Consider the following 23,308-nt stretch of genomic DNA (forward strand, 5'->3'; position numbering starts at 1 on the left):
TGTGCTACCCACTCAATGGATAGTCAAATGAGATTAGCTGAAGTAGATATTGTAGACAGTGAAGGAAACCTCATTAAAAAATTCTAAGTTTAAGGGGGTTTTTTATAAATGATTGTATTTAACGAAGATGGCTGTATAAAATGTGGTGCTTGTCAAGGTACTTGTCCTACATCAGCTATTGAAGTAACACCTAGTGCTATTATTCACTGTGACACTTGTGGTGAAGAACCTAAATGTGCTGACGCTTGTCCACAAGGTGCATTAAAAGTAGAAGAATTCGAAATCGCTGAAGGTATTGTTGTACCAAGATTAGTATTCAATTCTATTTTATGTGACTCCTGTGGCAAATGTGAAGAAGTCTGCCCACAAGAAACTATTAAAGTCACTGGTGAAAAATTAAAAGAAGTTGAAGGTTTCTGTGTAATGTGTCAAAAATGTGTTGACATTTGCCCAGTTGATGTAATTGGTGTTCCAGGCATTAAAGAACCTGCTGAATATGAATTAGATCTTAAAGGTAAAGGACCTGTTTACATCAAAGATTGTGTTGGATGTGGAACTTGTGTAGAACCTTGTCCTGTAAACGCAATTACTCTTGAAGAAGTTGGCAGTCCTGTAACCGTAGGTGATGATTGTATCAGATGTGGTTTATGTTCTCAAACCTGTCCTTGGAATGCAATATTCATTGCTGAGAAAAAACCTGTCAAACGTACTAAAGAAATCAAATCTTTCACTTTCGATTCAGCTAAATGTATTGGATGTAACACTTGTGTTGAAGCATGTCCTGGTGATTTCATCGCTGCAAACAGTGCTAGTTTAACTGTTGCAATTCCTAGCGTCTGTGCTGCATGTGGATTATGTGTAAAACTTTGTCCTGTTGACGCATTAGAAATTGATGTGGAATGGGGTGAAGGTGCTCCTGTAGATGCAGAAGGTATTGGAAGAGATGTAGAAAAATGTGACTTCATCGGTGCATGTGCTAACAAATGTCCTACTGAAGCTATTCGTGTAGTTACCAAAACTGGTATGTGCTGCCCTGCTTTAGAGGAAACTGATTTAGAGCCATCATTTGCTAGCTGTATTAGATGTGGAGCTTGTGCTTCAATGTGTTCTAACGATGCATTAAAAGTAGAACAATATGAAGTAACCATTGACGGCGAACCTGTCTTAAGAGACAGAATTGCATTCAACCCATCTAAATGTGATCAATGTGGTGACTGTATCGAAGCTTGTCCTTATGACATGATTCACAAAACAGACAATCCTAAATTACCAATTGCAGGATTCTGTACCTTATGTGGTCAATGTATTGAGGCATGTCCTGAAGACGCATTATGTTACAAATAGGTGTGTTAACACACCTTACTTTTTTTCTTTTTTTTAAAAAATTAGTTATAATTTATTCATTACTGTTTTTCCATTAACGATTGTCATTACTGGCAGACCTTTATATTTCCAACCGTCAAACGGAGAGTATTCCGCTTTTGTTTTGAATTCGCTAATGTCAAATTTGCCTTCCTGCTTCAAATCTATTACTGTAAAATCAGCATCATAGCCGATGTCTATTTTTCCTTTGGTTTTCAGGTCATAGACTTTGGATGCATTTTCGCTGAAAATTTTAGGAATTAATTTAAAATCAAGATTGCCGTTATTAACTTCAGTTAAAAGGAGGGGCACTACTGTTTCAAGGTTGGGTATTCCAGGTGATGATTCCCAGACTCCTTTTGTTTTATCTTCCAGGGTGTGGGGTGCATGGTCGGTTCCGATTATTGAATTTTCGTCCAAATCACTGATCCTTACACTATCTTCCTTAGGTCTTAGTGGAGGATTGGTTTTTATGAATGTGTCATATATATTGTATGCTGAATTATCAAGTAATAAATGATGAGGTGTAAATTCCCAGCTTACAGGCATACTTTTGCTTGCACTTTTTGCCATACTTAGTGATTTGCTTGAGCTTAAATGGCATATATGTAAACGTAAGTCATTGGCCCTTGCAAGCTCAATTGCTTGCCTTACTGATTCGTCCTCAGATCGGGTAGGTCTTGCATAGGTGTAGTCAATGGCGGTGTTTTCCTTATTCTGCTTTAATCTTTTAGTTTCTTCTTCAACAATTGATTTTTTTTCACAATGGGTTGCAACAAGTCCGTTGTAATTGGTAGTTTCTTTTAAAACTGATAAGTCATGGAATATCCTTTCCAAACTTTCATCGCTTTCAAGGTCCATGAAAACTTTGACGGAAATAGGATTTAGTTCAATCATTTTTTTCATTTCTTCCAAATCGCTGTGGCCGATTTGGAGTTCAAAGTTTACGACTGACTTTTTTTGTGCTATTTTGATTTTTTCTTTGAGAGCTTTTAGGGTGTTTGTCTTTGGAAGAGTATTTGGCATATCGATTACGGTTGCAAATCCTCCATTTGCTGCAGCTAAACTGCCTGTTTTAAAGTCTTCTTTTTGGGTTAATCCTGGATCTCTAAAATGTATATGTGGGTCGATAAAACCTGGAAGCACGTAATTGCTTTTGATGTCAATTATTTCGCTTGCCTTCAGAGGTGTTTTTGATATGTCGGTTATTTTTCCATCATCAATTTTTATAAAATACTCTCCGATTTCATCAACTAATCTGCAATTTTTTAAAACTAAATCCATGATTATCACCTTGTTGTTTCAATATTTGTCATTTCTAATTTTAAAAGATAACTTTTTTTAATCTTAAAACCAAATTTTTAATTATGTCTCAAATTTCAAATATTCTCAAGAGGGATAAGGGGTTATTCTATAATGATTTGGATGTCGAGTGTGAAATTTCAGATTCCACCAGCGATACGATTTTGGTGTCCGATTTCACTGAGTACAATCCTTTGCATAATGGTCATTTTCATTGCATGAAAACAGCAAAGGCCATGTTTGATGAGTCATTATTTGTAGCTATTGTGCCGGGATTATTTGAAAGGAGCGGAAGAGGCATACCCTATATATTGCCCCGTGAAATCAGAGCTGAAATTGCAATTTCGGTTGGGGCAGATATTGTAGTGGAGGGTCCTCCAATGGGAGTGATGGGCTCCGGCCAATATTCCTTATGTCTGTGCAAGATGTTTCAGGCATTGAACACTGATTATATTCCTCGAGGATACAAGCCAGTTGATGGAATGGATGAGATATTGAAAAGGATTAATATGGGTCATCATATTGCTTCAAAACCTTATAAGATTGTGGATAAGACAACCCATGAAACTCTTTTGAAGGGCAAGCTTGAGGAAGATAATTATGTGATTACTTCATTTTCGAATTCTCTGTCAAAAATAGGCTTTGACTATAAGGATAAATTCATTTTTGTCGAGCGGATTGAAGGCGTGAGCGGCACATTAATTCGCGAAAGTATTTTGGAGGACAATTTTGATAAAGTTTTGGACATGATGCCTCAAAAGACAATAGAAGTATTAAAACGGGAAATTAAAAATGATGGGATAATATATGGAATCAGGGATGAAGAGTCCATATTAAACACTGCAAACAATTATTCATTTGATGATTTGTCAAGCTTAAACATGTTTAATGAGAAATTGGCTGAAAACATCATTGCAAATAGGCCTTATGATGATTTGGCTGCATTGGAAAAATCAATACTCCAAGGGTTTTCTTCCCATTTCAAGCAGAGAATCATAAGCATAATGGAAAATCCGATACCAAAAAAAGTAATATCCCAATATATCGATAACTATCCTTCAAATATTAGGATATTGGGTTGTAAAGATAAAAAAAGTTTAAAAAAATTTAAAGAAAAAGTCCGCAATGAAAAAATTTCATTATACGGTTGGAGGCGGACTTAAAATATTGTTAGCTACATTTTGTGGATTTGAAAGTCCATATATAGCATCCATAAATGTTGGATAAGATGCATGTAATACTAATACGTATATTATGTAGTAAATAACAACCAAAATTATTATTACCAATAATACAGTTAACAGAATGTCAATCACGCTCATAGGCTCTTTTTCTTCTTGATAATTTAGATTGTGGATGTTTTTATCCCTACCTTTTTTGCCACCTTCTTTTTCAGCTAAGATTTCAGCTCTAATTCTTGCTTCCATTTCTTCTGGAGTTTCATTTTTAGGTGGTTGTTTTTTGCTTTTTAAGAGGGTTTCTTCTCTTTCAGGATATTCTTTTCTAGTTAAAGAGCCATATTGTTCTTCATCTTTTGCTAATTGTTCTCCTAAAGGAACATTATCATCGAAGTATAAGTCATCTAAATATTTTTCATACCTGTCTTCCAAGTCCACTCTGGCACTGGTTGGTTCTGGTTCGTATGAATGATCAGGATAAATGAATTCCTCTGATTCTCTAGGTGCCTGTTGTGGAATTTCATTTTGTGCAATTTGTGGTTCCTGAGAGATAGGACGTTGTTCTACTTGAGGCTGAACAGGTTCATTTTCATATTTGCTTTCAATGCCTCCGCTATATTCAATATTGTCCTTTATATTATATGGGGAATCGTCACGAATTTGTTTGATTTCATGAACTTCTGGTGCAGGAGGCACTTCCTCAACCACATTTTGTGTTTGGTAGATACTTCCTTCATCAGGTTTTTTATCAAGTCTTGCAGGTTCTTGAACAACTTCACTTTGTGCAGGTTGACTTGCTGTATTTTCAATTCCAAGACCTACAATTTTTTCTAAACATTCTTTACAATAAATTTTACCGGCAATTTCTAAACCACATTCTTTACAAATTGATTTTCCGCATATTGCACATGTATCTGTGCTTTCTCTTTCAGGATGATAATAGCATTCCATAAATTACACTCTCATAACGATTAATAATATATAATAATTTTATATATGTTTTTTTTATTTATATAAAACTTTTTATTGTTTAGTTTTTTCGACGATTTTTTCGACAACTATCTCTGAAGCTATTAGGTCATCTACAGTTGCAAGAAATGTTCCTAGTTTCTCGCTGTTCACTTCATATTCAATGGTGTTGTCGTTTAATTTTGATTTTAGATAATTTTTATTATCGACTTCAAGGGAATCAAAAACCACCTTTGCATCGTCTGCAGTTTTATATATGAAAGTAAGATCTCCATTTATTTTCATAAGTTATATTATATAATTTATTACCTAAAATATTTTAGGGGCAAAAATTTCAAAAATAGGGTAACCTTTATTAATAACTTAATCAATATATTTAAGTATTCTATTATATTACGATATAATTTTTATATAGCTATTGTTGAAAATTCACTATTTTTAGCTATTTTTAATTAAAAACAATTTATATTTATTTCGGAGGAATAGTAATGGTTCGTGCTTACACAAGAAGAGATTATATTAGAAAAACCCCAAATTCAAGAATCGTACAATACGATATGGGAAACTTAAAAGAAGAATTCCCTGTATCTTTGAGTTTAGCTGTTAAAAAACCAGCTCAAATTAGACACAACTCTTTAGAAGCAGCAAGGATTGCTTCTAACAGATTGATGCAAAGAGCTGCTGGTAGAATGGGATACCACTTAAAATTAAGAGTATACCCACACCAAATCGTAAGAGAAAACCCAATGGCAACTGGTGCAGGAGCAGATAGGGTACAAAGCGGTATGAGAAACGCTTTCGGTAAACCTATTTCTGTTGAAGCTATCGTTAAAAAAGATCAAAGGATTATTACCATTGATTGTAACGCTAAAAACTTTGAAGAAGCTAAAGTTGCACTTAAAAGAGCAGGTATGAAATTACCGGTTCCATGTAAAATCGTTGTCGACAAAGGCGAAGAATTAATTAAATAAATTATTTAATTAATCTTTTTTTACTCTTTTTTTGAATTTTTATCATTTTTAAGTTTATTGCAGTTTTTGCAATTATTTTTAATATTTTTTGAAAAATTCAGATTTTGTGGTGTTTAATTTTATAAAATAAAAAAAGAAAAATAGAGAAATTAATCTCTATTTAATGGTTATTTTTACTTTTTTACTACTTGTTTTGTAGTTTTTGTTTCCTTTGAATTTTATTGTTGCTTTGTATTTACCTTTTTTAGTTAATTTCTTAATTTTAAAGGTTGCTTTACCTTTGGCATTGGTTTTTGCTTTAAGTAATTTTTTACCTTTAATTTTAAGAGTTACCCATACTTTTTTAACTGGTTTTTTGCCTGCTTTTAGAGTTATGGTGTATTTTTTAACTTTTTTCTTAGCTTTGAAGGTTTTCTTTTTAGCAGTTATTTTAGTAGCTACTTTTTTGGTTGTTGGGGTTTTGGGGGTGGTTTTAGCCGGAACATACAATGTAGTGTTTTTGGAAATGCCTGTGTATTTATCGTCACCAGAGTATGTTATAGCAATGTTGTGGTTACCTGGAGCTAATTTAGGTATATTTACAGTCGCACTACCATTTATTAGGGGAGCACTGTAGTTTACACCATCAACAGTTACGGTTAAGTTACCTGTTGCATCAGGAGGTAGGCTAATTGTGTATGATGGTGAATCTGATCCTTCAGGGGTTGTTGTGTTTATTGCATTTTCCCCACCAGGGATTGTTGCTTTAGGAATGGTTACAGTTTTGTTTTCTGTTTCAAATCCGTTGAATTTTTCATCTCCGCTGTATTTGATGGAGATGTTGTGGTCTCCTACAGCCAAATCTTCAACTGTAATGGTGGCACTACCGTTAACTAATTCTTTGAGGTATTCCTTTCCGTCTACATAAATGCTGAATGTGCCGGTTGCATTTTCTGGCAAGTTGATAGTGAAATTAGGGCTTGTTGTCCCTTCAGGAATACTCATTGAAACATTTTTCGCATCATCAGGTATGTCTGCTTTGGGTTCTTTCACGGTGATTGTTGTTTCGTAGTCCCTTTCTGTGTAGCTTTCATCTCCGCTGTATGTGATTGTTATTGGGTATTGGTTTGCTTTGAGGTTTTGTATTTCAAAGGTTGTTTTTCCGTTTTCAAGTGTTTGTGGGATGACTCCTTCGATTCCGGTTATTGTGACTGTTCCAGTTGCATCTTCATTTAATGTAACCTCAATTGTTAATGTTTTCCCTTCGGTAATCTCTTCATCAACCTTAACTTCCATATTTGGCTCAACAGGTTGTTTTATTGTTATTAGTTCTGTTAAATCTTCATTTGCGAAGTAATTGTTAACTTTTAAGTCATCTAAGTTAGGGTTTTCGCTTCCCCAATAGTTATAATCAACATTATAATCAGTTACGGGACTTCCTTCACTTACACTGAATATTATGGCTCCATCGTTATTTTCTATCAAATTGTAATTTGCATTGATTTTTGTTTCACTGCTGGTTCCTGCAAATATTCCTCTTGCCGCATAATTGTTCTTAATTGTTGAGTTGGTAACAGTGAGTGTTGGGGATCCTGCAGTTATAAATATTGCTCCTCCTTGATTGCTTGTTGTTTTTTTAAGTTCATTGTCTTCAATAAGGGCATTTTTAATAGATACGCTATTGTTCACATCTCCATAACCGTTATTGTTAATGTTTATGCCATATATGTTTCCAGTGACATTGGTTATTGTGATGTTTTCGATACTTATGTTGTGTGGTCTGTTCATTATGTTAATGAGACTTACAACTCCTGCGGCGTTGCTTGAGATTTTATCGAAAGTGTTGTTGATTAAATCGTGTTTTCCCGGTCCGGATATATAAACAATATATCCTGCAGATGTGAATGTTATGTCTTTGAACTCGCAGTTTTCAATTAATGTTTCTTTTGATGCGCTCCAAATGTTATATTGGTTGTCGGTGTTTGTGAATACGCAGTTCACTATCTCGTTTCTGTCGTCGTTTCTGAGATTTAAAATTGCATTGAACATTCCAGGTTTGATTGTATCGAATGTTAGGTTTTCAAATCTTAAGGAGATGTGATTCCCGTTGCTGTTGTATGCTGCTTCAAAGATTTTTACATTATCTCTGGAAGATGTAATTATAACGTTTTTATTTTCACCAAGAATTGTCAGGTTCTTGTTTAATGTAATGGAGTTTTCGTCATATCTTCCTTCATATATGTAAACGGTATAATTTGGGTCTGCTTTTGAAACTGCATATTTGATGGTTTTGTATGGCTTGTCTTTTGTTCCGTATCCTTCAGCATCCACACCTTCCGGTCCGACATATACTTTAAATTCTTTTTCAGCAATATTGGCTGTGAGAGTTTCGTCTAAAACCTTAATTTTGATTTCTTTTGCAGTTTTGTCAAAAGTAAATGTGGTTTCTACGGTGTTTTGAGCAATGTCTTTTGTGATTTCATTATTATTGTATTCAAATGTTGCAGTCAATTGAGGAATGCTTTTTTCAAGGTCATTCACATTTCCTTCACTGTCTGTGACTTTTAAAGTGGCAGTGACTTTGAAATCTTCGCCGTCCATCACTTCACTAGGATTGACTGTTGGCTCAACGACAATCCAATTGTTGAGGGTTATGTCTATTGCTTTATTCAATCCCCAATAGTTGTAGTCTAAATTGTATTTAGGGTTTGCATTAATCATGATTTTTCCACTGTTGTTGTAAATGATGTTGTAATTAGCAATGAAATTCATAGTATCTGATAGGCCATAGAAAAATCCATTTTGGGGAGTGTTGTTTGCAATGACTGATTGGGTGACATTAAAGAATAAGTTGCTACCTGTTGCACTGAATAAAATACCTCCCATTGAAGCACTTTGTGATTTGATGTCGTTATTGATAATTTTTGAGTTTTTAATTGTTGTAGTGGTGTCTTTGTTAACATTAACTAAATTATATTTTCCAGTGGTGCCTGAAATGGTAACATTGTCCATAATTAGTTGTGTGCCTTGAGTTGTTTGGATCAAATTAACATAACTCATTGCAGCTTTGTTTAGGCTTCCAGTGAATTTAGTGTCTTTAATGGAGGATTTTCCACCTAAATATGCCATAGCGCCGGTCATAACTTGGTTGATTCCCACATCCTTGAATTCACAATTTGAAATACTTGTTTCATTGGATAAACTGTTGATAACTATTCTTAGAGTTAATCCTTCAAAAGTACAGTTGGTGATTTCATTACTTCCGGTGTTTTGGAGGTTGAAAATTAGGCTATTTGATCCGAAACTAACGTCCTTAAATGTTAAGTTAACAAATCTGTATGATGAAGCTCCCCTGTTGGAGTCATCGAATATCTTTTGGCCTTGTGCGGTTTTAGTTGATCCTATAATGACGTTCCTGTTTTGACCAATCACCGTTAGGGTTTTGTTTAAGTTTATGGAATTCTCATCATAGGTTCCTTCATAAACGTAGATTATGTCATTGTCCAATGCCTGTGAAACTGCATATGCAATTGTCTTGTAAGGATTGCCCTCGATTCCATATCCTTCACTATCTACACCGTTAGGTCCTACGTATATTGTTTTTGGTTCGACTACTGGTGTAATCTGGGATTCTTTGACGGTCAGGGTGACCCAAGAGTTTGCAAGAGGATTATAGTCATTATAATCCAAAAATACATCATAATAATTGTCTTCAACTGGACTGAACATTAATGTATATGGTGATTGGGATGCAATTAATCCTTCGCATTGACTTAAATCAAAGTTGAATTCACTACTCTTAGCAGTTAATGTATAACTTCTTGCTACATTATTTCCATCAGTATAATTGCAATATAAATTCACGTCCTCCCAGTCATACTCATAGTATCCATAATCGTAGCAATATACAGTTCCTTTAATATTGATGTTCTGTTGTCCTTCATCTATTTCATATTCGTCGTTTTCAAATTCGATATATCCTTCACCACTTTTGTGGCTGTCGGTACTGAGCACTTCACTTGCATTTGAGGAGGCCTCTTCAAGTGATGTTTCGTCAATATCATTAATATTTAAAGTTTTAACATCATTCATCTCATCATTTGTAGATTGAAGATTGTCAGCATCTTCTGTTGCGCAAACAGCCGAAATTGAAATAATCATCATAACTAATAGGATGAATATAAATGATTTTTTCATGTTTTTCATTCTATTTCTCCTTTATTGATAAAAATAAATTTTGTAATAATAAATAATAAAAAATATTCTATTATTATTACAATTATATTTTTATTTTAATCTATAATAAAATTTTTCTAAAAAACGCATCAGTATTACTTATTTTAAAATTATATCTATTTTGTATTACTATTTTTTATTAAAAGCTTCTTAGTATTACTTTCAAGGGATATGGGGTAATAATTGGTTAATTTTATTAATTAATAATCATATATTTATTAATAGTATTATTAGCATAATATTTTTTTAATTTTAAGTAATAATTTGAGTGAGAAATGATGAAAAGTTTAAAAAGGGATATTTATTTCATTACTTTACTTTTTGTTGTGCTAATGATTTTTTCACAACCTCTTTGGGCAGCAGAGAGGATATCTGAAAATAATACATTAATTGAACAGCAATATGATGAAATAAATGAGATTCAAGAGGGATATGATAATATAATATATGAGAGTAATGATGAGGGATCATACTCTTCTTTAGAAGAATTAATCAATACGAATAGCGTAATCGAGTTGGATAAGGACTATTCCTATAATTCAAACACCGATTTTAAACTGAAGGAGGGTATTCAAATCAAAAAGACGGTTGTAATCGACGGTAAGGGTTTTGCAATAAACAGTACAGATGAGGCAAAACTTTTTGATGTAAATTCAAAAGGCGATTTGACATTAAAAAATATTGTTTTGCTGAATTATAATCCGACTTCCGCTTCAGCGATTAACAACATCGGAAAATTGACATTTGACAATGTCACTTTCACAACTCAAAAGGAAGTTAGTGCGGGCAATATTCAAGCGGCAATTATAAATGACGGCACATTCAACGTGAAAAACAGTAATTTTGCAAACTCAATCATCAACTGCAGTGGCAACGGCATATTGTACGTTTATGGGCTGTTGATTAAAAATTCAAAAAATCTGATAATAGAAAATACAAATATCACAAATAATGGAATATTGGCAAAAGCAAGTACTGTCCAAATTCAAGGGGGTATGATTTACAACTCGGGAAAATTGTCTTTGGATAATGTAAATATGAGCAATAGTTTCAGTAATGTAAAAGCATCAATTTCCATGGTATTTGGATTTATTTTGGGAACAAATGATAACTCGGACATATCTGTTAAAAATTCTCATTTTGAAAATAATACTATTGTGAATGACGCAAAAACCAATTCCGCAATGACTAATGTTATCCGTGTTGCTAATGGTAATCTAAATGTTTACAACTCTAAATTCATTAACAATACAGGGTCATTGGATGGTGGTGCAATAGGTTATTATGCCCAAAATGAAATGATTGTTGAAAATTCTTTATTTGACTCAAATTCGGTGACAATCCAAGGCGGAGCAATATTTGTTTCAGGTAATTTCAAATCAAACAACAATACATTTAGAAATAATTTTGCAGGACGTAATGGTGGTGCAATATATGTTTACGGGTATTATGATACTGGAAACCCTGATTTGGGCAATTTAATAAGTACAAATGATTTTTATGAATATAATTGGGTAGAATCATCTCCTGACGCTTATGGTCAGGCTTCAATTTTGTCATGGGGTGGTGCAATCTGCTCCAAAGCAGGTAATGTCTATTTGGAAAATGATACATTTTACAGAAATAAGGCTTTGATGGGTGATGGGGGAGCTATTGCAAATTATCTAAGCAGTTGGTTAAATGTGACTCACTGTATATTCAAAGAAAATGAAGCCACACGATGGGACATATGGACTCATGCGTCTGGTTTGGGCGGTGCAATTTTAATCCCTCAAACAGAAATGGTCGATGAAGATAATTTAGCAACATTCAACATTGAATATTCAATTTTTGACAGCAATATCGGTATTGCAGGTTCAGCATTATATTCAGTCCCATATCAGGACATCCCATGTGATTTTATTTCAAATAACAATTATTGGGGATCAAACAGTCCGTTTTTCAAAGAATTAATAGGAAAATATCAGCTTAGTGATGTTGTGTTCCCGGATAATTTCCTCATAATGGATATTGAAATGGATGATTCAATATATATCGGGTCTTCCAATATATTCAAGCTCACACTAAACAAAGTCAATGAGAATGGTACAATTAAGGAATTGGAAGGATTTTTACCGGATTATGAATTCAATATCACTTCCGTTTTAAACCAACTTTCCGATAATGCCTTGCTAGTTAAAAACAGCGAAGCAACTTTCACATACAATGCGACAAACGTTGGAATGGAAACACTTTCAGTTAATAAAAAATTATTCAAAAAAGAGTTTTCAGTTGTTAAATATGATTCAAACTTGACATATTCATATAATTGTTCAAATGAGGACACCCTATTTAAAATAACTGTATCTGAAGATTTGACTGGCATCGTTTCAATCAGATTCAAGGATAATGTTTACAGTGCACCTAACGAAAATGGAAGAGTTGTCATTGAACTTCCTAAATTTGATAAAGGACTAAATAAAGTAACAATTTTTCATGAGGGGGATGGCAAATACAACTCAGTTTCACTTGATGAAGATATAATTATAGAAAAATATGTTCCGGTCATTGATATATCCACTCCTGACAATATAAACTCACATTCCGTGTCAATTAATTTCCCTAGTGATGCTACAGGCAGAGTACTGTTTGATGTAGATGAAAAAAGTTATTATTCAAATATTAAAAATGGTGTTGCTAGTTTGGACATTTCTTCATTAGACAGCGGTGTCAGGAAAATCTCTTGGAAATATGTTGGCGATGGGAATTATTCCGAGATGAGCGGAGAAATATCCATTAATATTCCTCCCAAATCAAAAATCACCAATAACAGGAATAGGGTGGTTTATTATACTGATGGTTCAGTATATAAGGTTCGTATTTGGGATAATGGCAATGTTGTAGGTGAAGGTAAAGTTGTTTCATTTAATATCAATGGAAAGACTGTAACCTCCAAAACAGACAAGAACGGATATGCTTCATTCAAAATAACTCAAATTCCTAAAAAATATACAATAATTACCCAATATGGGGATGCTGAAGTTAAAAATACAGTCACTGTTAAAAAGGTATTGTTTGCAAAAAATATCTCCAAGAAAAAAGCTAAAAAAATAAAGTACGCTGCCACTGTAAAAGGTAAAAAGGCTTTTAAAGGCAAAAAAGTAACATTTAAAGTTAATGGAAAAAAATATGTTGCAAAAACAAATAAAAAAGGGGTTGCAACTGTTTATCTTAAGAATTTAAAAGTTGGCAAAAATAAAATAGTTGTACAATATGCAAAAACTAAGGTGACTAAATCAATCAAAATTAAAAAATAGAGGTTTTCACTTTGGAGGGGTATCATGTTTAAATATAATAAGTGTGTTCCGTTATTGTTGATGCTTTTAGTTTTAATTGTGTTGTCTCCAAATTTTGCTTTAGATAATCAAACCGACGAAATTTCTGCGGGGGAGATTTTATCAACAACTGACATCTATGTCGATGTTTCCAATGAAAATTCTGGAAATGGATCAGTCGATAATCCTTATAAGAATTTGGAGGATGTTAAAATTGAAAATGACATTGTGGTTCATATAAATGATGGGGAATATGGGTATAAATCATTTCGTTCTTTGAATAATGTAACATTTATAGGTGAAAGTGTTGACAATACTATTATCAAATGCAATCGATTGGAAATAACTTCAAATAATGTTATTCTAAAAAATTTAACAATTATTGGGGCCACATTTAAAAATCAAGGGGATTTTGCTGCTGAAAATGTTATTTTCAAAGATAGTGTTGGTCATGCTTTAGATGAATACGGTAACTCTTATGGGGGATGTATCTATACATCCTATAAGTCAGAAGAGCAGAAGCACTTAATTTCCTTAACTAATTGTGAGTTTATCAACAATACTGCTGAATATGGGGGAGCTATTTATTTTGATGAAGGATGTCTTGAAATAAACAACTGCTCATTTGTTAACAATTATGCATATAATTATGGTGGGGCAATAGCCACTTTAAATGCAGATAAATTAACCATTAAAAAGTCCAGATTCATAAAGGATTATTCAGTAAATGATGCAGGAGGAGCAATTTATATTTTATCTTCAAGTTTATTTGCGGAGGATTTGGATATCCTGAATTGTTCAGCAACTTTTGGGCCAGCAATTACAGGTCTAAATGCTAAATTGGATATAAATAACTTATTTGCATCCAACAATAATGCAAAATATGATGGGGGTGCAATTTATCAGATGTATGGCACTTCATTAATAACTTCATCAGATTTTGTAAATAATTCCGCTAATAATGGTGGGGCTTTATTTTTAGACAATGTAACTTCACTGTTCTTGATTTCAAATAATTTCATAAACAATTCTGCAAAGATTTGTGCAGGAGCAATATATTCTTTTTTCAATATTGAATATCAAAACACGGGCAATGTCTTTGAGAATAACAGGGCTTTAAACAGCAATGATGTTTACACTGCTTCAACAATCAATCCTTTCATATACTCTTCGGATTATAGAACTTTTAATTATGTTCCATGTGAAATAGACATTCTGCCGGCATATTATAATTTGGTAGATGATGGATATGTAACTCCGGTTAAAGACCAACAGGACAGTGGAAACTGCTGGGCTTTTGCGGTCATGGCTGCATTGGAGTCCTGCATTTTAAAATCAACTGGTGAAGTTTATGATTTGTCTGAAGAAAACATGAAAAATTTAATGGCATCATTTTCAGATTACGGATGGCAGATTGATGTGAATGATGGGGGTTACGATGATATGGGAGTAGGATATCTTACAGGATGGTTAGGACCTATTCTTGAATCTGATGATTTATTTGATGATAGAAGTGCATTATCTCCATTATCAAACTCAATATTGCATGTTCAAGATGTTGTTTATATTAAAAGAAATAATTATTGGGATAATGATGGGATCAAAGAAGCTATTTTAAAATATGGTGCTGTTGCAACTGGAATTTATTATTCCGGATTATATCTTTTGGATAACAGTTATTATTACTATGATGTCATAATGCCTTCAAATCATGCAGTGACAATTGTCGGATGGGATGACAGTTATTCAAAATATAATTTTAATCATATTCCTGAAGGTGATGGTGCATTCATCGTTAAAAACAGCTGGGGTGAAGACTGGTGTGATAATGGATATTTCTATGTATCTTATTATGATACAAAATTTGCCCAGGTAGGAAAAGATGAAGTTTCATACACATTTGTCTTAAATGACACAATGAAATTCGATAAGAATTATCAATATGACCTTTCGGGAAAAACTGATTATCTGATTACAGGTATGGATACAATATGGTATCAGAATATCTTCAATGCAACTGATAATGAATATTTGGCAGCTGTTTCAACATATTTCAATGCAGAAACTAATTGGGATGTTTCAGTTTATGTCAATGATATATTTAAGTTAACAAAAAGTGGTAAATCTCTACCAGGATATCACACTATCAATTTAGGCGATTTGATTCATTTAAATCCAGGGGATATCTTTAAAATCGTATTCAAACTCAATTGTGATAATTATGCAAATGTCCCAATTGTTGAAACCCAATATATTAATAAGATTCCATGTTCTTATGGAGTATCTTTTTTCAGTAAAGATGGTGAAAATTGGATTGATTTATATGATTACTCCTTTTCTGATTTTAACCATAGATATAGTTCTCAAATAGCATCTATTAAGGCATTTACAATATTCAATACTTTAAATTCCACATTGAAGCTGGATGTTTCAGATAAGGGAATAGAATCTGCAAACATTAAAGCATTTGTCCGTGACCAATATGGGAATCCGATAAATTCCGGTAAGGTCATTTTTACAATTGAAGAAAGTCAATACACAGTTAATGTAACTGATGGTGTAACTAATATAACTCATTTCTTTAAAAATAAGACAAATTATATGATTTCAGCAATATTTGATGGTGAAAATTATAATTTGTCGTCAGATAGTTGTGAAATTCGGTTTTATGACGCTAATATTCTTTTCAATGTAAAGAGCATCACTTATGGTGAAAATCTGATTGCAAACATTACTTTAATGGATATCAATGGTGATTTGTTAAATGATGATGTATTCCTGACAGTGAACGGCACTACCTATAAAGTTCATGTCAATGGAAAAACATACTATAGAATTCCCGTTTCTTTAGATGTGGGGCAGCATAACATTGATTTAAAATATGATGATTCATTGAGCAAATCTTGTTTGGCCAATATTTCCAAAGCCACCGTTGATATGAATGTGTACTTTAATGAAAAAAGAGACAATGTCACAATTAATGTGATATTTTCAAAAATGATTAATGAAATGGTGAACATTTCTGTTTCTGGCAAACCTTATTCAATTAATGCTACATTTGGAAGAGGTACTTTATTCATTGATGATTTGGATTATGGAACTTATGAAGTTAATGTAACTTTTGAAAATAGGAATTACAATCCCATCTATAAAAATTTCACTTTTCAAAGAAACGCTCATAAAACTAAAATTGCTCCAGTTGGAGTTATTTATACAAATGAAGGAGTTTTCTGTCTATTCAATGTATCTACTTTAAATAACACTCCAATTGGTGGAAGGATGGTGCAATTCACATTAAATGACATTACTTATGAAAACATCACCGATGAAGAGGGTAATGTTGGAGTTCTTTTAAATTTAATCAATGGCAGGTACAATATTTCAGTTTCCTTTGCAGGATTTGAAGATATAGGAAGTTCTGCACTGAATCACGAATTGGTCGTTGATAGAAAGATGGTTGTCATTCTAAATATCAGTGCGCCATCTGAAATTAATGTTCATGATGATAGATACATTACATTAACTTTCTCAGATAATGCCGATGGCATTTTGATAGTTTCAGTTGATGGGAATCAATATGTTGATGAACATTTAGTTTCTAATCAATTTGACATATCATTGTCTAATTTAACTGTTGGAAATCATGTAATGACTGTTAATTATACTGGAATTGAAGGATACACATACTTTAATGAACTAAGAGTTCAGGTAAACAAAGCTATTCCAGTAGTTGAAGTTAAATGCGATAATGTTTATTATGGCAAAATAGCTACAATCACATTCAAATTTCCAATTCTATTGACAGGATATGTTTTCATTGATATAAATGGCAATAATTATTATTCTCAAATAAATGAAGGCAATGCTGTCTTCAAGATTAACAATCTGATTTTAGGTGAAAATAGATTAGCCTACAGCTATGATGGGGATAAAAACTATCTTCCTGTTGAAAATACTTTATCTTTCAATGCGGGATATGAATTTAAATTACAGGCCAATGGATTTTCAATGAATTATGATGATGGATCCAGTTATGATGTCAAAGTGACCTATTCAAATGGGGATGCTGTAAGTGAAGGGGTTGTATTGATAAGAATCGATGGCAGATCTTATAAAGCAAATATCAAAAATGGTGTTGCCTCATTTAAGATTAATCTAAGCCCTAAAACTTATACCGTCACTGCAGAATATGAGGGGGTTAAAGTCTCAAATAAGATTGTAGTCAAATCAATTTTAAAATCTAAAAATTATAACGTTAAAAAATCAGCTAAAAAAATAGTTTTAAAGGCATCCTTAAGCAAAATAAACGGAAAATATCTTAAAGGCAAAAAAATCACATTCAAATTCAACGGCAAAACTTACGCTACTAAAACAAATAAAAAAGGCATTGCCAAGGTAACTATCAAGAAAAATGCTCTTAAAAAACTTAAAGTTAATAAAAAATATGGCTTACAAATTGTCTATCTGAAGGATACAATTAAAAAAGTAATCAAAGTTAAAAAATAAGGAGGTTATTGGTGATAAAATGATTAGGAGATATATATTAATCTCATTAGTTGTAATAGGGATTATCTGTTCAATAAGTGCTGTTTCAGCACATGAAGGAATGGAAAATCCTATTGTTACAATTGAGAATTTGACACCGGGAAGTGAAGTTTCGGGTAATGTCAATTTTCAGATAAATGTGCATGAGCACAATGAAGCAAAATATGTTAATGTTACAGCCGAAAATATGGAATCTCATAAAGTTTATTTCAATAAGCAGGATTCAAATCGTGCTGATGGGTGGTCAGTGTCATGGGATACTTCAGATGCACCCAATGGGGAATACTGGATTACTGCAAAGGCGGTGGATGTGAAAGGATTGGAAGGAAAATCTGAGATGAAACTAATCTTAAATAATATTCCAAAGGAGTCTCATATAATTTTGGAAAACACCACAACTGTTGTAAACAAATCTACAAATATTGTGGCTACGATGTTGGATGCCAATAACACTCCAATTTCAAATAAGGACCTCACATTCATTGTTGATGGAGTGAATTATGGAAATGTGAAAACAACTTCCAGTGGTGTAGCGTCCCTTCCATTTACTCCAAGGGAAATTAAGGATTACACTGTTCTTGTTAAATTTGGAGGAGATAATAAATTTTTATTGTCTCAAATGGAATCAATAATCAAGGTCAGCTCAAACGTTAATGCAACAATTTTAACAACTCAGGATATTACAGGCAATTATAAACAAAAAATCCTATTAAATGCGAATTTGGTAGCTCCAGGGTTTTATACAGCAATTTTTAATAAGAAAATTGAATTCTATATCAATGGAAATTTAGTTGGAAGTGCATTGACTAATGAAAAAGGGGATGCACAATTGGAATATATTGTAAATGAAACTTCTGGAACATATCTTTATACTGTAAAATATCAAAATGAGAATAATACGAATTTCACTGATTATGCTTCATTATATGTTCCTGAATCTCAGCTTTACATGACTATGAGTGCAGTCACATATTCTGTGGATGGAATATTTACCGTGGGAAATCAGTTTAAGGTTACATATACAATTAACAATGACGGTCCTGACAGTGCGGTGAATACTATTTACAGATATAACATTCCAAAATCCCTAAAATATGTTTCATCCAGTACCTCCAAAGGAAAAATAACTGTCAATTCAAATGAGCTGACATGGGATATTGGAGAACTCAATATTGGAAATCAAAATGCTGAAATAATTTTTCAAATAGAATCTGCAGGTAAAAGTAATTTGGCGGGAGTATTGTCCACTGACACTTATGATAAATCTATAGACAATGCAGTTCCTACCAGATTCATAACTGCAAATAGCTATAGGCTAAAATCCAATGGTTTAATTAAATATTTCACAGGATCTGAAAAATATAGGGTTTACTTATATAATCAGGAGGGTAATGCCATTTCCGGAGCAAATATTAAAATAGCTGTCAATAAGCAGGTACTTAATCTTAAAACAAATATGGGTGGCTTTGTTGAATTGGCTGTAAACCTTAAAGTGGGAACATACGATGTTAAAATAACATGTAATAAGATGTCCCTTTCAAATAAAATTGTCATAAAACCATTGATTATTACTAAAGACTTATCTAAGAAAAAGACTAAAGTAATTAAATTTACAGCTAAAGTTTTAAACAATAAAGGAAAAGTAGTTAAAAATAAGAAAGTCACTTTTAAAGTTAAAGGCAAGAAATACAAAGTCAAAACAAATAAAAAAGGAATTGCTACATTGTCTCTCAAAAAATTAAAGAAAGGCAAATTCGTTATTTATACAAGTTATGGCAAGTCAACTGTAAAAAATACAATTAAAATTAGATAATGTTGGTGGTAAAATGAGATTAAATAAATTTTTATGTCTGTTTTTGGCACTGGTGTTCATTGTCTCTGCCTGTGGGCCGGTTTTCGCACATCCTGGTCATGAAGGGGGCCACGCTCCTGATGAGATAACAACAGAAGATGTTTCAGAAGCATCATCATCCGATTCTTCAAGTTCATCCATAGGTTTTTCTAGTGATAACTTTGGCAATGACAATAAAGATACATCTAGTAGTTTTGATTCTTCAAAAAAAGCAGATTCAAGTTCAGATTCCGGTTCGGTAAGTAGTAAAAGTTCAAGTTCCAATTATCAATCTCAACAATATTATGATGCATCTGATGATCACTCAACTGTTGAGGATGATTCAACCGGCAGTACTGTAAATGCAACAAATCAAACAAATAATGCAACAAATGCTACTGCAAATAATACTAATGTTTCACAGGTTGATGGGTCTGGTGATAATTCGTCATTGGTTTTAATCGTTGTAGCATCCATTATTGTAGTGTTGGCTATTATTTTAGCATACTTCAAATTTAGGTGAGGAAATGCATATTCCTGATGGTTTAATACCTTTTGAACAAGCTATGGTATATCTGGTAGTAAGCTTAATCATTGTTGCTGTTTCATTTTATTATGTCTCTAAAAAAACCGACATGGAAAGGCGCTTGGTGTTGTCTGGAGTTTTAACTGCAATAACAGTTGTTGCAACTTCAGTTACAATTCCTTCTCCAATGGGCATACCAATGCATTTTTTCATCATTCCTCTTGTAGTTTTGATATTGGGTCCGTTTAATGCGATTTTAGTATCATTTCTATCTTTATTGGTGCAGGCTTTAGGCATTGGTGAAGGCGGCATCACTACATTGGGAATTAATGTTTTGGATATGGGAATAATTTTGAGTTGTGTAGTTTATTTTGTATATAAACTATTTTCAAGCATCAATGAAAGATTTGCAGTATTTTCATCCACTGTTGCAGGGATTCTTGCAGCTACCTTAATTCAGATATTAATTTTGGTTTTAGCCAATACCACAAGTTTGGAAGTTTTACTTGGAAGTTTGCTGCCATATTATTTGATGATTGGTATAATCGAAGGTATAGCAAATGTTATAATTTTAGAGTTTATTTCAAGAACTAACAATAATATTTTGGAAATCGAAAAAGTATAGGAGGATAATCGTATGAAAATGAAAGTTTGCGGATTATTAATTTTATTTTTGATTCTATTTGTCGGAATTTCAGCCGTCAGTGCACATGGTGCTGATTTAACTGAGGATACAATGATTATGGCAAATAAATCAAGTGGAATACTTGCAAAATCCATTGTTGATGATAATGGATTTGATATAAAGGTTTACAATTTTGAATCCGAAGGTGATGTTGAACATCAACTTGAGCATGCTTTAACAAATCCTAACAAGAGAATTCTAGCAGTATCTTACCAGGATACTGTAAACAAGTATCTTGATGAACATCCCGATTTAAAAAATAGGGTCATTGTCAGTGATGATGATAATAGTTCAATAACATCCAATTGTGAAAAATTGCTTTCAATCGACACAAATGCCAGCTCTTCAGGAGATTTTACAACTCCATTGATTGTGGGATTGGTAATAGGTATTTTAATTGGTTTGATTGCAGGTGTTTTTATCATGAAACAAAAAAACTAGAATTAATCTAGTTTTTTTTTAATTTTTTTTGGTGATGGTTGATTTTAAGTTTAATATTCATTTTGTTTCCGTTTATACCCTATAATGAATGCTAAAACCATAATCAAGATTACTATTATGGATGGTAGTGTAAATTGGTTTTGAGTAATAGATTTTAAAGCAGATATTTCATGAGCATTTGAAGATTGACTATATGGTTCAGGTTCTACATTAAGACTTTCTGAACTTTCACCAATATCTGTATTTTCACCATTTTTAGGATTTGCATTATTTAACTCATTAGTATTATTTGTTTTTACCATGTTATTGGAATCATGATTATTTTCACTATTCTGATTTGTAGTATCTGATGTGAAATTACTATTTTGGCCACTTAGACTACTTTTGGTAATTTTATTAATTAAATTATCATTAGCAGAAGTCTGTTGATTGGTGTGGTCATTTGTAGTAGTTTGTTGATTGGCATCATTGTCTTTAGGGGAATCCTGTGAAATAGGAATATTATCAGATGTTTGTGTATTTTTATTAGCATTATTACTTTGAATGCTAATGGTTGGTTTGTTAACGGTTGGTTGTGTTGCTATTTCATTGGTTGTTTTTCCATTATTGGTTTCAATACGGCGGTTGTCATTTAATCCCCATTCATTATTGTCTTCAGCAACATTTCCACCATGTGAATAAATGGTTGGGCAATAACTGTTGTAGGAGTTTGTATTATCTTTAATGGTATTTCCACTTAGAATACTATCTCCATTTAATACATATACTCCAGAACCCAAACCATGTTTGGCGCTAACTGTGTATGGAACTGAATTATTGGTTAAAACACTGTTTGTCATGTTTATTCCGTCATTAGCTTCAATTCCCGCACCAAATATTGCACTGTTTCCATCAAAAGTGGAATTGTTAATGTTAAGTTGGTAATGTGTTGTTGAATATTGGCTATCGTCACCAACTGATATGGCGCCTCCGGCAAAATGAGCAGAATTATTCTTAAAGATGGATGATTCAATATTTAAATCACCATCTGTTACTCTAACTGCTCCTCCGTTGCCTGCAAATCCTGTGTATCCATTACCTTCTGTTAAACTTGCGGTATTGTCGTAAAATGTTGAGTTTTCAATATATGTGGATCCTTGAATTCTTATGGCTCCGCCTTGTCTTTTTGCATAATTATCATGAAATACACAATTGATGATATTTGTTTGTCCATCGATTACGTAAATTCCAGCACCATTATATTCTGCCTTGTTGTATCTGAAAGTTGAATTAATGATGTTTGCCCCATTGTGTGAATTGATTCCACCTCCTGTTCCGCCGAAATTATGTTCGAATGTACAATTTACAACATCAATATGTCCTTCTGTTTTAACAACGCCTCCCTGTGTGGAATCATCATAATCGTATCGGATTCCATTTTTGAATATTAAACCTATTAAAGTTAAGTTATTTTTAGGATTAGTAGAATATAAGAACCATCCTCTATTGTTTGCATCGAATGTGACCTCTCCATCGTATGATTGAATAATCATGTTGTTGGTAATTTTCATTTCTTTTTCCTTGTATGTTCCAGAATGAATATTAATTGTCACAGGATTTTCTTTGGAATTTCCAAAATTAATCGCTTCTTTCACTGTTTTAAAGGGATGATCTTGACTTCCATCTCCTGACTCGTCTATTTCATTATTCACATATAATTCATCCCAATCATTGCTTGTTTCAACTTCAATTTCATCTGCAGTTATATTTTCGTTATTTGAATCTATATCATTGGCGCAAACAACAGTTGAAGCTAAAATAAGTGTTATTAATGTTATTGAAATGATTATCAATGATTTTTTTAGGTTCGTATTCATTATTTTTAAATCTCCTTTTGTTGCGTATTAAGATTAATTAATACAGTTATATCTTTGAAAGAATAAGTATATAAAGTTTATTTAGTTATTACTTATTAAAAATTCTTATTTTT

Annotated in this window: 14 protein-coding genes; 9 read left to right on the forward strand and 5 right to left on the reverse strand. The window is 32.7% G+C overall.

What is annotated here, in order from left to right:
• The first annotated feature begins 108 nt into the window (after window positions 1-108).
• The gene (locus ACJMML_RS00485) at window positions 109-1,344 is read left to right on the forward strand and encodes a 4Fe-4S binding protein (protein WP_405305480.1); all 1,236 of its coding nucleotides are present in this window, start codon (window positions 109-111) and stop codon (window positions 1,342-1,344) included.
• Between the two features lie 45 nt (window positions 1,345-1,389).
• Here ACJMML_RS00485 and ACJMML_RS00490 read toward each other — a convergent pair whose 3' ends face one another.
• The gene (locus ACJMML_RS00490) at window positions 1,390-2,646 is read right to left on the reverse strand and encodes a dihydroorotase (RefSeq protein WP_405305481.1); all 1,257 of its coding nucleotides are present in this window, start codon (window positions 2,644-2,646) and stop codon (window positions 1,390-1,392) included.
• 83 nt (window positions 2,647-2,729) lie between these two features.
• Here ACJMML_RS00490 and ACJMML_RS00495 point away from each other — a divergent pair, with 83 nt between their 5' ends.
• Window positions 2,730-3,827, forward strand: a complete 1,098-nt coding sequence (locus tag ACJMML_RS00495) for a nucleotidyltransferase family protein (protein WP_405305482.1) — start codon at window positions 2,730-2,732, stop codon at window positions 3,825-3,827.
• Here ACJMML_RS00495 and ACJMML_RS00500 read toward each other — a convergent pair.
• Window positions 3,804-4,793, reverse strand: a complete 990-nt coding sequence (locus tag ACJMML_RS00500; RefSeq protein ID WP_405305483.1) for a hypothetical protein — start codon at window positions 4,791-4,793, stop codon at window positions 3,804-3,806. The two genes, ACJMML_RS00495 and ACJMML_RS00500, sit on opposite strands and share 24 nt — an antisense overlap.
• A gap of 72 nt (window positions 4,794-4,865) precedes the next feature.
• A complete protein-coding gene (locus tag ACJMML_RS00505) occupies window positions 4,866-5,096 on the reverse strand; it encodes a KEOPS complex subunit Pcc1 (RefSeq protein WP_405305484.1) in 231 nt (76 codons plus the stop codon).
• A gap of 203 nt (window positions 5,097-5,299) precedes the next feature.
• Between ACJMML_RS00505 and rplJ the strand changes: the two genes are divergently transcribed.
• A complete protein-coding gene (gene rplJ / locus ACJMML_RS00510) occupies window positions 5,300-5,782 on the forward strand; it encodes a 50S ribosomal protein L16 (RefSeq protein ID WP_405305485.1) in 483 nt (160 codons plus the stop codon).
• 156 nt (window positions 5,783-5,938) lie between these two features.
• On the opposite strand, the gene ACJMML_RS00515 is transcribed toward rplJ, so the two are convergent.
• The gene (locus ACJMML_RS00515) at window positions 5,939-9,967 is read right to left on the reverse strand and encodes an Ig-like domain repeat protein (RefSeq protein WP_405305486.1); all 4,029 of its coding nucleotides are present in this window, start codon (window positions 9,965-9,967) and stop codon (window positions 5,939-5,941) included.
• A 308-nt stretch (window positions 9,968-10,275) separates the two neighbouring features.
• On the opposite strand from ACJMML_RS00515, the gene ACJMML_RS00520 reads away from it, so the two are divergent.
• The 6 genes from ACJMML_RS00520 to ACJMML_RS00545 are packed head-to-tail and all read left to right on the forward strand — an operon-like array spanning window position 10,276 to window position 21,339.
• Window positions 10,276-13,293 (forward strand): hypothetical protein, encoded by a 3,018-nt coding sequence (locus tag ACJMML_RS00520; protein WP_405305487.1) that lies wholly within the window; start codon window positions 10,276-10,278, stop codon window positions 13,291-13,293.
• 24 nt (window positions 13,294-13,317) lie between these two features.
• Entirely contained in the window at window positions 13,318-17,817 is a 4,500-nt protein-coding gene (locus ACJMML_RS00525; RefSeq protein ID WP_405305488.1) for a C1 family peptidase, read from the forward strand.
• A gap of 19 nt (window positions 17,818-17,836) precedes the next feature.
• Window positions 17,837-19,669 (forward strand): hypothetical protein, encoded by a 1,833-nt coding sequence (locus ACJMML_RS00530; RefSeq protein ID WP_405305489.1) that lies wholly within the window; start codon window positions 17,837-17,839, stop codon window positions 19,667-19,669.
• Between the two features lie 13 nt (window positions 19,670-19,682).
• A complete protein-coding gene (locus ACJMML_RS00535; protein WP_405305490.1) occupies window positions 19,683-20,210 on the forward strand; it encodes a hypothetical protein in 528 nt (175 codons plus the stop codon).
• Window positions 20,211-20,214: 4 nt separating this feature from the next.
• Window positions 20,215-20,838 (forward strand): energy-coupling factor ABC transporter permease, encoded by a 624-nt coding sequence (locus ACJMML_RS00540; protein WP_405305491.1) that lies wholly within the window; start codon window positions 20,215-20,217, stop codon window positions 20,836-20,838.
• Between the two features lie 12 nt (window positions 20,839-20,850).
• Window positions 20,851-21,339, forward strand: a complete 489-nt coding sequence (locus ACJMML_RS00545) for a hypothetical protein (RefSeq protein ID WP_405265109.1) — start codon at window positions 20,851-20,853, stop codon at window positions 21,337-21,339.
• 50 nt (window positions 21,340-21,389) lie between these two features.
• On the opposite strand, the gene ACJMML_RS00550 is transcribed toward ACJMML_RS00545, so the two are convergent.
• Window positions 21,390-23,195, reverse strand: a complete 1,806-nt coding sequence (locus ACJMML_RS00550; protein WP_405305492.1) for a hypothetical protein — start codon at window positions 23,193-23,195, stop codon at window positions 21,390-21,392.
• Window positions 23,196-23,308 lie beyond the last annotated feature (113 nt).

Source organism: Methanobrevibacter sp., from assembly GCF_045130115.1.
In the GTDB taxonomy this organism is placed as follows: domain Archaea; phylum Methanobacteriota; class Methanobacteria; order Methanobacteriales; family Methanobacteriaceae; genus Methanocatella.

What these genes read in the sequence shown, in the direction of transcription:
- ACJMML_RS00530 (WP_405305489.1), top strand. Translation starts at nt 17,837, where the DNA reads ATGATTAGGAGATATATATTAATCTCATTAGTTGTAATAGGGATTATC.
- ACJMML_RS00500 (WP_405305483.1), bottom strand. Translation starts at nt 4,793, where the DNA reads ATGGAATGCTATTATCATCCTGAAAGAGAAAGCACAGATACATGTGCA.
- ACJMML_RS00495 (WP_405305482.1), top strand. Translation starts at nt 2,730, where the DNA reads ATGTCTCAAATTTCAAATATTCTCAAGAGGGATAAGGGGTTATTCTAT.
- ACJMML_RS00535 (WP_405305490.1), top strand. Translation starts at nt 19,683, where the DNA reads ATGAGATTAAATAAATTTTTATGTCTGTTTTTGGCACTGGTGTTCATT.
- rplJ (WP_405305485.1), top strand. Translation starts at nt 5,300, where the DNA reads ATGGTTCGTGCTTACACAAGAAGAGATTATATTAGAAAAACCCCAAAT.
- ACJMML_RS00540 (WP_405305491.1), top strand. Translation starts at nt 20,215, where the DNA reads ATGCATATTCCTGATGGTTTAATACCTTTTGAACAAGCTATGGTATAT.
- ACJMML_RS00485 (WP_405305480.1), top strand. Translation starts at nt 109, where the DNA reads ATGATTGTATTTAACGAAGATGGCTGTATAAAATGTGGTGCTTGTCAA.
- ACJMML_RS00545 (WP_405265109.1), top strand. Translation starts at nt 20,851, where the DNA reads ATGAAAATGAAAGTTTGCGGATTATTAATTTTATTTTTGATTCTATTT.
- ACJMML_RS00550 (WP_405305492.1), bottom strand. Translation starts at nt 23,195, where the DNA reads ATGAATACGAACCTAAAAAAATCATTGATAATCATTTCAATAACATTA.
- ACJMML_RS00520 (WP_405305487.1), top strand. Translation starts at nt 10,276, where the DNA reads ATGAAAAGTTTAAAAAGGGATATTTATTTCATTACTTTACTTTTTGTT.
- ACJMML_RS00515 (WP_405305486.1), bottom strand. Translation starts at nt 9,967, where the DNA reads ATGAAAAACATGAAAAAATCATTTATATTCATCCTATTAGTTATGATG.
- ACJMML_RS00490 (WP_405305481.1), bottom strand. Translation starts at nt 2,646, where the DNA reads ATGGATTTAGTTTTAAAAAATTGCAGATTAGTTGATGAAATCGGAGAG.
- ACJMML_RS00505 (WP_405305484.1), bottom strand. Translation starts at nt 5,096, where the DNA reads ATGAAAATAAATGGAGATCTTACTTTCATATATAAAACTGCAGACGAT.
- ACJMML_RS00525 (WP_405305488.1), top strand. Translation starts at nt 13,318, where the DNA reads ATGTTTAAATATAATAAGTGTGTTCCGTTATTGTTGATGCTTTTAGTT.